This window comes from Pseudomonas sp. St29, from assembly GCF_001547915.1.
In the GTDB taxonomy this organism is placed as follows: Bacteria; Pseudomonadota; Gammaproteobacteria; order Pseudomonadales; family Pseudomonadaceae; genus Aquipseudomonas.
This window is the reverse complement of sequence record NZ_AP014628.1, coordinates 412082-424104: the sequence shown is the minus strand read 5'-3', so window position 1 is coordinate 424104 and position 12023 is coordinate 412082. Positions and strand designations below refer to the sequence as shown.

Here is a 12023-nt window from a genome sequence, read left to right as displayed (position 1 = left end):
CAAAAAAACGCCCCCGGTCTCGCGACCGGGGGCGTTTTCATTCAGCCGGAACTAAAGACTCAGTTCTTGGCTTTCTTGGCAGCGCGGGTACGCTCGCCTTCGTCCAGGATCTTCTTGCGCAGACGAATGGACTTAGGAGTCACTTCGCACAGCTCATCGTCCTGGATGAATTCCAGAGCCTGTTCCAGGGTGAAGCGAACAGGTGGAACCAGGGCGATGGTTTCGTCTTTGCCCGAAGCACGCATGTTGTCGAGCTTCTTGCCCTTGGTAGGGTTCACGCCCAGGTCGTTGTCGCGGCTGTTCAGGCCGACGATCTGACCGTTGTAGATTTCCTGGCCGTGCTCGACGAACAGCTTGCCGCGCGCCTGCAGGGTTTCCAGGGAGTAGGTCAGGGCCTTGCCGGTTTCTACCGATACCAGTACGCCGTTCTGACGGCCGGACATGCTGCCGGACTTCATCGGAGCGTAACGGTCGAAGATCGAGGTCAGGATGCCTGCACCGTTGGTCAGGGTCAGGAACTGGTTACGGAAACCGATCAGACCACGGGCTGGAATGTTGTATTCCAGGCGTACACGGCCCTTGCCATCCGGAACCATGTTGCTCAGGTCGCCCTTACGCAGACCCATCTCTTCCATGACCTTGCCCTGGGATTCTTCAGGGATGTCGATGGTGACGTTTTCGAACGGTTCCTGCTTCACGCCATCCACTTCACGGATGATCACTTCAGGACGGCCAACGCCCATCTCGAAGCCTTCGCGACGCATGGTTTCGATCAGTACCGACAGGTGCAGCTCACCACGGCCGGAGACCTTGAACTTGTCGGCCGAGTCGCCTTCTTCAACGCGCAGGGCAACGTTGTACAGCAGCTCTTTGTCCAGACGTTCCTTGATGTTACGGGACGTCACGAACTTGCCTTCCTTACCGCAGAATGGCGAGTCGTTGACCTGGAAGGTCATGGAAACGGTCGGCTCGTCGACGGTCAGCGGCTTCATCGCTTCAACAGCGGTCGGGTCGCACAGGGTGTCGGAGATGAACAGCTCGTCGAAACCGCTGATGCAGACGATGTCGCCGGCAGCCGCTTCTTCAACGTCCACGCGGTGCAGGCCGTGGTGACCCATCAGCTTGAGGATACGACCGTTGCGGCGCTTGCCGTCGACGTCGATGGCCACAACCGGGGTGTTCGGCTTAACGCGACCGCGAGCGATACGGCCAACGCCGATCACGCCCAGGAAGCTGTTGTAGTCCAGAGCGGAGATCTGCATCTGGAACGGACCGTCACGGTCAACGCTTGGCGCTGGCACGTTGTCGACGATCGACTGGTACAGCGGGGTCATGTCTTCAGCCATTTCGCTGTGGTCCAGACCGGCAATACCGTTCAGGGCCGAGGCGTAGACGACTTTGAAGTCCAGCTGTTCTTCGGTGGCGCCCAGGTTGTCGAACAGGTCGAAGATCTGGTCCAGAACCCAGTCAGGACGCGCGCCCGGACGGTCAACCTTGTTGATCACCACGATTGGACGCAGGCCGGCTTCGAACGCCTTCTTGGTCACGAAACGGGTTTGCGGCATAGGGCCGTCTTGAGCGTCGACCAGCAGCAGCACGGAGTCGACCATGGACATGACGCGCTCAACTTCGCCGCCGAAGTCGGCGTGGCCCGGGGTGTCCACGATGTTGATGTGGTAGCCGTTCCAGTTGATGGCGGTGTTTTTCGCCAGGATGGTAATGCCGCGCTCTTTTTCCTGGTCGTTGGAGTCCATCACGCGCTCGTCGTTGAGCTCGTTGCGCTCCAGGGTGCCGGATTGACGCAGGAGTTTGTCTACCAGGGTGGTCTTACCATGGTCAACGTGGGCAATGATGGCGATGTTGCGTAGATTTTCGATCACTTGTGTATCTCGATCAGAGGATTCGGTGTGCTGACAAATGCTGGCAGCGATTAACAATAGAGTCAGGCCTGGCCGTTACAGCTGGACGGCGGCGTCGGGGGGCCGGTGACGCAAGCCACAGGCGAACATCCCCGGGCACTTAGCTCGGTCTATAAACGCGCACATTGGCATGTCCCTCACTGAGCAGATGGTGAGCATGCAGGCGACTCATGACGCCTTTGTCGCAATACAGCAGGTACTGGCGCGTAGGGTCCAGTTCCTTGAAGCGGGCATTCAATGCATAGAACGGCAGCGCTTGTACTTCGATGCCAGCAAGCTCCAGCGGGTCGTCTTCCTGGGCATCCGGGTGACGGATGTCGATGACGATCTGACCGGCCAGCGCCTCGCTGACTTCTTCAATCTGCAAATCCTGGCCCAACTCGTCGATTACCCGATCGATCGGCACCAGTTTGGCCCGCTCGATCGCACGCTCGAGCACCGCCATATCGAATTCTTTCTCTTCATGCTCGACGCGATGGCGCTTGGCATGGGTCTTGGGGTTCACCGAGATGACCCCGCAGTACTCCGGCATGTGCTTGGCGAAGTCGGCGGTGCCGATCTGTTCGGCCAGGTCGATGATGTCTTGCTTGTGGCTGGCGATCAGCGGACGCAGCACCAGCTTCTCGGTCACGCAGTCGATCACCGACAGGTTCGGCAGGGTCTGGCTGGACACCTGGGAAATCGCCTCGCCGGTCACCAGTGCATCGATGTGCAGGCGGTCGGCGATGCTCGAGGCGGCACGCAACATCATACGCTTCAAAATGACGCCCATATGACTGTTGTCGACTTTGCCGAGGATTTCCCCGAGCACTTCCTCGAACGGCACGCTGACGAACAGCACGCGCTGGGAGCTGCCGTACTTCTTCCATAGGTAGTGCGCGACTTCCATCACGCCCAGTTCGTGGGCACGCCCACCCAGGTTGAAGAAGCAGAAGTGCCCCATCAGGCCGCGGCGCATGATCTGGTAGGCCGCCACCGTGGAATCGAAACCGCCGGACATCAGCACCAGGGTCTGTTCCAGGGCGCCCAGCGGGTAGCCGCCGATGCCGTTGTGCTGGCTGTGGATCACGAACAACCGTTGGTCGCGAATTTCCATCCGCACTTCGATTTCCGGCTCTTTCAGGGAGATTCCGGCGGCGCCGCACTGCCGACGCAGTTGGCTGCCGACGTACTTTTCCACGTCCATGGAGCTGAATTCATGCTTGCCGGCACGCTTGCAGCGCACGGAGAAAATCTTCCCGGGCAAGGCCTCGCCGAAGTGCTGCTTGCACTTGGCGACGATGTCGTCGAAGTCGCCCAGCGGGTATTCGTCGACCTGCAGGAAGTGCGCGATACCGGGCATGCAGCAGAGGCGGTCGGCCAGCTCCTTCAGGGCCTTGGGCTCGCTGAGGGTGGTTTCCAGCTCAAGGTTGTCCCACACACCACCGACCACCACAGCCGGGTCCAGATCGCGGAGCACGGCACGGATGTTCTTGGCCAACTGACGGATGAAACGCATCCGTACCGGGCGGCTCTTGATGGTGATTTCCGGGAAAACTTTAACGATTAGTTTCATGAAAACTGTGCGCGCTGGGCCAGCCGAAAAAGGGGGGCGCGGATTATAGCGGAAATTGCTCAAGGTTTAACCAATTAATGTGCAGAAGGTTTTCAGTGCACCAAAACAGGTCATTTATCGAGCCAGGCGCTACATTGCAGTGCGCCAGAGGCCGAAATTTAGCCGAATCCGCCGCACAAAGCCTGATTTTGGGGCAGAAAGCCCATCACAGGGCACTGGCATGCAATTTGCTCCCTTGTGAGGCAGGTTGCCATGGCAGAGTATTCGCGCCGGCATCACCCACATTCTAAGGGCACTCCAACACCAAGCCCGAAGCCACCCCGGAGGACACTATGTCGAAGTCGGTTCAACTCATCAAAGATCATGACGTCAAATGGATTGATCTGCGCTTCACTGACACCAAGGGCACTCAACATCACGTGACCATGCCGGCCCGTGATGCGCTGGATGAAGACTTCTTCGAATCCGGCAAGATGTTCGACGGCTCCTCCATCGCTGGCTGGAAAGGCATCGAAGCCTCCGACATGATCCTGATGCCGGACGACGAAACCGCTGTGCTGGACCCGTTCACCGAAGAACCGACCCTGATCCTGGTCTGCGACATCATCGAACCTTCGAGCATGCAAGGTTACGACCGCGACCCACGTGCCATCGCCAAGCGCGCTGAAGAGCACCTGAAGGCCACCGGTATCGGCGACACCGTATTCGCCGGTCCAGAGCCAGAGTTCTTCATCTTCGACCAGGTGAAATTCAAGTCCGACATCTCCGGCTCCATGTTCAAGATCTACTCCGAACAAGGTTCCTGGATGTCCGACCAGGACATCGAAGGCGGCAACAAGGGCCACCGTCCAGGCGTCAAGGGCGGCTACTTCCCGGTTCCACCGTTCGACCACGACCACGAAATCCGTACCTCCATGTGCAACGCACTGGAAGAAATGGGCCTGACCGTCGAAGTTCACCACCACGAAGTGGCGACTGCCGGCCAGAACGAAATCGGCGTCAAGTTCAACACCCTGGTGAAGAAGGCCGACGAAACCCAGACCCTGAAATACGTGGTGCACAACGTGGCCGACGCCTACGGTCGCACTGCCACCTTCATGCCTAAGCCACTGTACGGTGACAACGGCTCGGGCATGCACGTGCACATGTCGATCTGGAAAGACGGCAAGAACACCTTCGCTGGCGAAGGCTATGCTGGCCTGTCCGACACCGCCCTGTACTTCATCGGCGGCATCATCAAGCACGGTAAGGCCCTGAACGGCTTCACCAACCCGGCCACCAACTCCTACAAGCGTCTGGTTCCAGGCTTCGAAGCCCCGGTGATGCTGGCCTACTCGGCACGCAACCGTTCCGCTTCGATCCGCATTCCTTACGTGTCGAGCCCTAAAGCCCGCCGTATCGAAGCCCGCTTCCCGGACCCGGCTGCCAACCCGTACCTGGCCTTCGCTGCTCTGCTGATGGCCGGCCTGGACGGTATCCAGAACAAGATCCACCCTGGCGACGCTGCTGACAAAAACCTGTACGACCTGCCGCCTGAAGAGGCCAAAGAGATCCCACAAGTTTGCGGCAGCCTGAAGGAAGCCCTGGAAGAGCTGGACAAAGGTCGTGCGTTCCTGACCAAAGGCGGCGTTTTCAGCGACGACTTCATCGACGCTTACATCGCCCTGAAAAGCGAAGAAGAGATCAAGGTCCGTACCTTCGTACACCCACTGGAATACGAGCTGTACTACAGCTGCTGATCCGGTAGCGCCGGCGCAAGCCGCGTGATCGAGAGGCCTCCTTCGGGAGGCCTTTTTTATGCCCGCGCATTTGCCAGGCCCGGGGTGGTTGCGTGCATCATGGGCGCCGTCTTCCCCTCAGCAGCCGAGCCCGCCCATGACTTCGCGCCTCAACCTGTGCCTCGCCCTTGCCTGCAGCCTGCTCACCAGCGCAGCCTGCGCCAACGATGCCCCGCCCACCCTGGCCCCACTGCTGCAAAGCATCGGCGAGCGCCTGAGCATTGCCGATCAGGTGGCCCTGAGCAAATGGGACAGCCACAAGGCCGTGGAGGACCGTCCGCGGGAACAGCAGGTGATTGCCGGCGCCACGGCCCAGGCCGCCACCTATCACCTGAATGAAGAAACAGTCGGGCAGTTCTTCGCCGCCCAGATCGAAGCCAACAAACTGGTGCAGTACGCCCGGCTGTCCAGCTGGCACTTGCAAGGCCAGGCACCGGACACCCCGCGCCAGGACCTGGCCGGACAGATCCGCCCACAACTCGATCAGTTACAAAAACGCCTGCTGCAGCAACTGGCCGACTTCAGCCCCCATCGCGGTGATCGCCAATGCCCGCAATGGCTGGCCCAGGCCACTCAGGCCGCCAGCAGCGACCCGTTGCGGCAGCTGGCAATGATCCGCGCCACCGCCGAGTTATGTGTGTTCAAAGGTTAACCGCGCCCGCGCCCAGCCTCGCGCCGCCCTATGCTGAGCCCTTCAACCGCACACCTGTGAAGGGCTGGAATCACCGTGACGCGCATCGCTGTCTTTTGCCTGCTGTGGCTAACGGCGCTGCCTGCCAGCGCAGAGCCCTACACACAACTGCGCTTGCAGGGCGTGCCGGACCACGGCGCGCTGCGAGCCAACAACGGCAGCTTCACCGTGCAGGTGGTGCTAGCGCCGGCCTTGCAGCCGCACCACCGCCTGCGCCTCTTGCTGGACGACCAGGCTTATGGAGCCCCGAGCCGGGGCCCCGAGTTGCCGCTGGTCGCTATCGAGCGTGGCCAACATCGCCTGGCGGTGCAGATCCTCGACGGCGAGCGAGTCCTGCAGCAGAGCGCGCAGATCACCTTCACCCTGCTGCGGGCCCATCGCCGTTGAGCCCACTTCAAGCGAACCGCTACAGCCCGCTCGCTGAGTGAAACAACGCAGTGCCCATGCGGCGCTCATGCTCCAGTAGCCAGCGCTTGCGCCACAGTCCGCCACCGTAGCCGGTGAGGGCACCGTCGCTGCCGATCACCCGGTGGCAGGCAATGACGATGGCGATCTGATTGGCACCGTTGGCCCGTGCCACCGCGCGCACCGCCGACGGCGAGCCGATCCGGCTCGCCACCTCGGCATAACTGCAGGTGCTGCCCAGGGGAATGGCGCGCAGGGCCTGCCATACCGTGCGGGTGAACGGCGAGGCGTTCATCGCCAGCGGCGTGTGGAAGCCACCCGGCTCACCGGCAAAATAACGCTGCAATTCGGCCTCGATCTGGTCGATCGGGGCAAAACGCCCGAAACCTATGCTCGAACCGCTGCGCTTTTGCAGGGTCTGCAGCTCATTGGCCAGCGCCGGACGATCGAAAAACTCCAGCAGGTGCAGGACCTGGGCATCAGCCACCGCCAACATCACGCCGATAGGGGTTTGCAGCCAGTCCACCTTGAGCAGCTCGCGCCCCCGCAGGTTCGACGGTGGCTGGCCAGCCAGACGGGAAAAGGCCCGGCGAAAGCCGCTGTCGGAATCAAAGCCGGCGCTGATCTGCGCCGCGATCACCGACTCTCCGCCTGCCAGCTGCTGCATGCCCTGGCACATGCGCCGCAGCCGGGCCATTTCCAGGAAAGTCACCCCAAAGTAGCGCTTGAAGGCGCGACGCACGGTGGACGGATCCAGCCCCTGCCGGGTCAGATCATCTTCGTACCAGCGCCGCTCGGGATCACCGTGCAGTTGCTCCAGCAGGGTCTGCACCCAGGGTTCCTGCACCCCGGCCCGCTCCAGAGGGCGACACCGCAGACAGGCACGGAATCCCGCTTCGACGCAGCCCTTGATGGAGCTGAAAAACACCGTGTTCTCACGCTTGGGCTTGCGCGCGGCACAGGTCAGGCGGCAGAACACCCCCGTACTCTTGACCCCGACGAACGCAAAGCCCTCATAGGCCGGGTCGCGGTCCAGAAGGGCCTGATACAGGGTGTCGTCATCGGGGAGCTGAAACAGCAGAGTGGCGTTTTCCATGGCCGCATCCTAAACCTTGAAGCGTCGGGTTCGAGCACTCTAAACCCGCGCCCTGTGCGCTGCCGCTGAAAAACGGGCGTTGATTCTCGCCGATTCGGGCAACCGGCCAGCGCCCTGCAGATTCATGCACTATATTGGTGCAACACCGTGCACCCACAGACCATTCCCAGCCCATTTTGGTTCGAAAATACCCGGCAAAGCTGGCAAAGCGCCACGCAAGCGGGCTTCAAACGCCTGTTTCAGGCCGCGAACGCTTCTTTTCGGAGCCTTGGTTTGGTTTTTGCATTTTCTCCACATCAGCGCTTTAACCCCGCGCGCGATCCCGGACCGGCTCCGGCTCGCCCTGCTCCAAAAGAGGTCCGAATGACCATCAGCGACCCACTGCACCGTCTGCTTCTGGACAACCTGACCACCGCCACCATTCTGCTCAACGCCGACCTGCGCCTTGAGTACATGAACCCGGCGGCGGAGATGCTCCTGGCCATCAGCGGCCAGCGCAGCCATGGGCAATTCATCAGTGAGCTGTTCACCGAGTCCGCCGAAGCCCTGAGCTCACTGCGCCAGGCGGTGGAACAGGCGCACCCCTTCACCAAGCGCGAGGCCATGCTCACCGCCCTGACCGGCCAGACCCTGACCGTCGACTACGCGGTGACGCCGATCCTCAGCAATGGCGATACCTTGCTGCTGCTGGAGGTCCACCCCCGGGACCGGCTGCTGCGCATCACCAAGGAAGAGGCCCAGCTGTCCAAGCAGGAAACCAGCAAGATGCTGGTGCGCGGCCTGGCCCACGAGATCAAGAACCCCCTGGGCGGGATTCGCGGCGCCGCCCAACTGCTGGCCCGCGAGCTGCCCGAGGAAAGCCTCAAGGACTACACCAACGTCATCATCGAAGAGGCCGACCGCCTGCGAAACCTGGTGGACCGCATGCTCGGCTCGAACAAGCTGCCGTCCCTGGCGCTGACCAATATCCACGAAGTGCTGGAGCGGGTCAGTAGCCTGGTGGAAGCCGAAAGCCAGGGCTGCATCACCCTGGTGCGCGATTACGACCCGAGCATTCCCGACGTCTTGATCGACCGCGAGCAGATGATCCAGGCGGTGCTCAATATCGTGCGCAACGCCATGCAGGCCATCAGCAGCCAGAACGAAATGCGCCTGGGGCGCATCACCCTGCGCAGCCGCACCATGCGCCAGTTCACCATCGGCCATGTGCGTCATCGCCTGGTGACCAAGATCGAGATCATCGACAACGGCCCGGGCATTCCCGCCGAGCTGCAGGACACCCTCTTCTTCCCCATGGTCAGCGGCCGCCCGGACGGCACCGGGCTGGGCCTGGCCATTACCCAGAACATCATCAGCCAGCACCAGGGCCTGATCGAATGTGACAGCCATCCCGGCCACACCACCTTCTCGATCTTTCTGCCTCTGGAACAAGGAGCCCCATCGACATGAGCCGTAGTGAAACCGTGTGGATCGTCGATGACGACCGTTCTATCCGTTGGGTCCTGGAAAAAGCCCTGCAGCAGGAAGGCATGACCACCCAGAGCTTCGACAGTGCCGACGGGGTGATGAGCCGCCTGGCGCGCCAGCAGCCGGACGTGATCATTTCCGACATTCGCATGCCCGGCGCCAGCGGCCTCGACCTGCTGGCACGGATTCGCGAGCTGCACCCGCGCCTGCCGGTGATCATCATGACCGCGCATTCGGACCTGGACAGCGCTGTCGCCTCCTACCAGGGCGGGGCCTTCGAGTACCTGCCCAAGCCGTTCGACGTGGATGAGGCGGTGTCCCTGGTCAAGCGTGCCAACCAGCATGCCCAGGAGCAGCAGGGCCTGGAAGTGGCGCCGACCCTGGCCCGCACCCCGGAAATCATCGGCGAAGCGCCGGCGATGCAGGAGGTGTTCCGTGCCATCGGGCGCCTGAGCCACTCCAACATCACCGTGCTGATCAACGGCGAGTCCGGCACCGGCAAGGAACTGGTGGCCCATGCCCTGCATCGCCACAGCCCGCGGGCGGCGTCGCCGTTCATCGCCCTGAACATGGCCGCCATCCCCAAGGACCTGATGGAATCCGAGCTGTTCGGCCATGAAAAAGGCGCCTTCACCGGCGCCGCCAACCTGCGCCGCGGACGCTTCGAACAGGCCGACGGCGGCACCCTGTTCCTCGACGAGATTGGCGACATGCCGGCCGATACCCAGACCCGCCTGCTGCGGGTTCTGGCCGACGGCGAGTTCTACCGGGTCGGTGGCCACACGCCGGTCAAGGTCGATGTACGGATCATCGCCGCCACCCACCAGAACCTGGAAACCCTGGTGCACGCCGGCAAGTTCCGCGAGGACCTGTTCCACCGCCTCAACGTGATCCGCATCCATATTCCGCGCCTGTCGGACCGTCGCGAAGACATCCCGACCCTGGCCAAGCACTTCCTCAGCCGCGCCGCCCAGGAGCTGGCGGTGGAACCCAAGCTGCTGAAGAACGAAACCGAGGAATACCTGAAGAACCTGCCGTGGCCAGGCAACGTGCGCCAGCTGGAGAACACCTGCCGCTGGATCACTGTCATGGCGTCGGGGCGCGAGGTGCACATCAGCGACCTGCCGCCGGAGCTGTTGAGCCTGCCCCAGGATTCGGCGCCGGTGACCAACTGGGAACAGGCCCTGCGCCAGTGGGCCGATCAGGCCCTGGCCCGCGGCCAGTCTAGCCTTTTGGACAGCGCGGTGCCGAGTTTCGAGCGGATCATGATCGAAACCGCCCTCAAGCACACCGCCGGCCGCCGCCGCGACGCCGCCGTGCTGCTGGGCTGGGGCCGCAACACCCTGACCCGCAAGATCAAGGAGTTGGGGATGAAGGTGGACGGAGCCGACGAGGACGAAAGCGAGGAAGGCTGAGCCCTCCCCCTGTGCAGGAGCTGGCTTGCCAGCGAAAAGGCCCTTGAGCCTTGCAGAGCGCTGACCGGCGCTTCGCCGGCAAGCCGGCTCCTACGACGAGGATGGGCATGCACCAGGATGGGGTGCATGCACTGGCCGAAGGCGCGATGAACCGCAATCGAGCACAGCGCGATCATTCGAGGCCTGGCCTTCCAATCTGAATATTTGCCCTTCGAAAACGCAAAAGCCCCGGAATTCGGGGCTTTCGGCTTTTTATCCAGGCAATTCATACAGGACCGGCCAAAGTTGGCACGCCCCCTGCAATACCTCCATCACTACCCAGTTTAGGGGACCTTGGTACAGGCAGGCCGGGGATTCCCCTCTTTAACACCCGGCCCACCACGCTCACAGCGACGGGCCAAGCTTTCGGGAACCTCGGTACAGGCAGGCCGGGAATTCCCTCTTTAACACCGGGCTCATCACGCGCATCGCGACGAGCCCAAGCTTTCGGGAACCTCAGTACAGGCAGGCTGGGGCTTCCCTCTTTAACACCGGGCCCATCACGCTTTGAGCGACGCGCCCACAACCCTTTCGGGGACCCTGGTACAGGCAGGCCGGGAATCCCCCTCTTTACACCGGGACTCATCGCCCCGATAGGCGATCAGCCCCTCCCGCTTTTGGGGGCCTTGGTACAGGCAGGCCGGGGTTTCCCTCTTTTATTCCTCCCGCAGGTGGATCGCCAGGCGCCAGCGCCCGTCCACTTGGCTGGCGCTCCACTCGCCCCGCAGCGGCCGGGCCGCCACCAGGTTCAGCAGCAAGCCCTGGTCCGCCAGCCGCACCCGCCAGTTCACCGTCTTCTGATTGACCTGCAACTGACCGTTCTGCGCCCGTCCTTGCGCATCGAACAGCAAGGCGATGGTGCCATCGATATGTTCGCCGTGAACCTTGGGTTCCTGGTTGAACCAGACCACCAGGCCATCGGCCGCCACCTCGACCTGTTGCAACTCGATCGGATCGGGCTGCGTCAGTCGACCGATCATCAGCCCCACCATCATCCCGACAATCGCCAGGGAGCCGAACACCCGCAGCATAAGCTTCGGTCGCGGGTCCTCTTCAGGCGTAGAATGCAGCCCATCTTTTTCTTCGGAGCCGTGCATGTTTCACGTCATCCTCTTTCAACCAGAAATTCCGCCGAATACCGGCAACGTTATCAGGCTGTGCGCCAACAGCGGCTGCCACCTGCATTTGATCGAGCCACTGGGTTTCGAAATGGACGACAAGCGCCTGCGCCGTGCCGGCCTCGACTATCACGAATACGCCACCCTGCAACGCCATGCCGACCTCGCCAGTTGCCTGGAAAGCCTCGGCCATCCGCGCCTGTTCGCCTTCACCACCAAGGGCTCGCGGCCCTTCCATGACGCCAGCTTCAAGGAGGGCGACGCCTTCCTGTTCGGCCCCGAGAGCCGTGGCCTGCCGGCGGACGTGCTGGACGCCCTGCCGGGTGAGCAGCGCCTGCGCCTGCCCATGCGCGAAGGCTGCCGCAGCCTGAACCTGTCCAACACCGTAGCCGTGGCGGTCTATGAAGGCTGGCGACAACTGGGCTTCAAGTAACCATTCTCTGTAGCCGCTGCCGCAGGCTGCGACAAGGCCCGAAGGGCCTTCCGCAGGCGCGATCACGGTACCCACCTCGTGGTCGATCACAGCCTGCGGCAGCGGCT

Annotated in this window: 10 protein-coding genes; 6 read left to right on the top strand and 4 right to left on the bottom strand. The window is 62.2% G+C overall.

The window, feature by feature from the left end; translation table 11 throughout:
• Positions 1 to 59 precede the first annotated feature (59 nt).
• Together typA and thiI are read right to left on the bottom strand one after the other, a co-directional pair.
• Positions 60 to 1880: a translational GTPase TypA gene (typA, locus tag PST29_RS01925; RefSeq protein ID WP_060837115.1), complete on the bottom strand. Its 1821-nt coding sequence runs from the start codon at positions 1878 to 1880 to the stop codon at positions 60 to 62.
• Positions 1881 to 2019: 139 nt separating this feature from the next.
• Positions 2020 to 3474 (bottom strand): tRNA uracil 4-sulfurtransferase ThiI, encoded by a 1455-nt coding sequence (gene thiI / locus PST29_RS01920; RefSeq protein WP_060837114.1) that lies wholly within the window; start codon positions 3472 to 3474, stop codon positions 2020 to 2022.
• A gap of 332 nt (positions 3475 to 3806) precedes the next feature.
• Between thiI and glnA the strand changes: the two genes are divergently transcribed.
• From glnA to PST29_RS01905, 3 genes are all read left to right on the top strand, one after another.
• A complete protein-coding gene (gene glnA / locus PST29_RS01915) occupies positions 3807 to 5213 on the top strand; it encodes a glutamate--ammonia ligase (protein ID WP_016965623.1) in 1407 nt (468 codons plus the stop codon).
• Positions 5214 to 5349: 136 nt separating this feature from the next.
• On the top strand, positions 5350 to 5904 hold the full coding sequence (locus PST29_RS01910) for a chorismate mutase (RefSeq protein ID WP_060842229.1): 555 nt from the start codon (positions 5350 to 5352) through the stop codon (positions 5902 to 5904).
• Between the two features lie 75 nt (positions 5905 to 5979).
• Positions 5980 to 6330 carry a hypothetical protein gene (locus PST29_RS01905; protein WP_231978996.1) on the top strand — a complete coding sequence of 117 codons (351 nt, stop codon included), beginning with the start codon at positions 5980 to 5982 and terminating at the stop codon, positions 6328 to 6330.
• A gap of 19 nt (positions 6331 to 6349) precedes the next feature.
• On the opposite strand, the gene PST29_RS01900 is transcribed toward PST29_RS01905, so the two are convergent.
• Positions 6350 to 7444 (bottom strand): bifunctional transcriptional activator/DNA repair enzyme AdaA, encoded by a 1095-nt coding sequence (locus tag PST29_RS01900; protein ID WP_060842228.1) that lies wholly within the window; start codon positions 7442 to 7444, stop codon positions 6350 to 6352.
• A 363-nt stretch (positions 7445 to 7807) separates the two neighbouring features.
• On the opposite strand from PST29_RS01900, the gene glnL reads away from it, so the two are divergent.
• Both glnL and ntrC read left to right on the top strand, forming a co-directional pair.
• Positions 7808 to 8893: a nitrogen regulation protein NR(II) gene (gene glnL, locus PST29_RS01895; RefSeq protein ID WP_060837111.1), complete on the top strand. Its 1086-nt coding sequence runs from the start codon at positions 7808 to 7810 to the stop codon at positions 8891 to 8893.
• The gene (gene ntrC, locus PST29_RS01890; RefSeq protein ID WP_060842227.1) at positions 8890 to 10326 is read left to right on the top strand and encodes a nitrogen regulation protein NR(I); all 1437 of its coding nucleotides are present in this window, start codon (positions 8890 to 8892) and stop codon (positions 10324 to 10326) included. Before glnL ends, ntrC begins: the two co-directional genes overlap by 4 nt.
• 695 nt (positions 10327 to 11021) lie before the next feature.
• Here the strand turns inward: ntrC and PST29_RS01885 are convergent.
• On the bottom strand, positions 11022 to 11462 hold the full coding sequence (locus PST29_RS01885) for a hypothetical protein (RefSeq protein ID WP_060842226.1): 441 nt from the start codon (positions 11460 to 11462) through the stop codon (positions 11022 to 11024).
• On the opposite strand from PST29_RS01885, the gene trmL reads away from it, so the two are divergent.
• The gene (trmL, locus tag PST29_RS01880; RefSeq protein ID WP_016963309.1) at positions 11461 to 11916 is read left to right on the top strand and encodes a tRNA (uridine(34)/cytosine(34)/5-carboxymethylaminomethyluridine(34)-2'-O)-methyltransferase TrmL; all 456 of its coding nucleotides are present in this window, start codon (positions 11461 to 11463) and stop codon (positions 11914 to 11916) included. The genes PST29_RS01885 and trmL overlap by 2 nt on opposite strands.
• The last annotated feature ends 107 nt before the right edge of the window (positions 11917 to 12023 follow it).

Excerpts from the sequence above, each read along its gene's own strand:
- thiI (WP_060837114.1), bottom strand. The coding sequence starts at position 3,474 with ATGAAACTAATCGTTAAAGTTTTCCCGGAAATCACCATCAAGAGCCGC.
- glnA (WP_016965623.1), top strand. The coding sequence starts at position 3,807 with ATGTCGAAGTCGGTTCAACTCATCAAAGATCATGACGTCAAATGGATT.
- PST29_RS01910 (WP_060842229.1), top strand. The coding sequence starts at position 5,350 with ATGACTTCGCGCCTCAACCTGTGCCTCGCCCTTGCCTGCAGCCTGCTC.
- PST29_RS01900 (WP_060842228.1), bottom strand. The coding sequence starts at position 7,444 with ATGGAAAACGCCACTCTGCTGTTTCAGCTCCCCGATGACGACACCCTG.
- glnL (WP_060837111.1), top strand. The coding sequence starts at position 7,808 with ATGACCATCAGCGACCCACTGCACCGTCTGCTTCTGGACAACCTGACC.
- ntrC (WP_060842227.1), top strand. The coding sequence starts at position 8,890 with ATGAGCCGTAGTGAAACCGTGTGGATCGTCGATGACGACCGTTCTATC.
- trmL (WP_016963309.1), top strand. The coding sequence starts at position 11,461 with ATGTTTCACGTCATCCTCTTTCAACCAGAAATTCCGCCGAATACCGGC.
- PST29_RS01885 (WP_060842226.1), bottom strand. The coding sequence starts at position 11,462 with ATGCACGGCTCCGAAGAAAAAGATGGGCTGCATTCTACGCCTGAAGAG.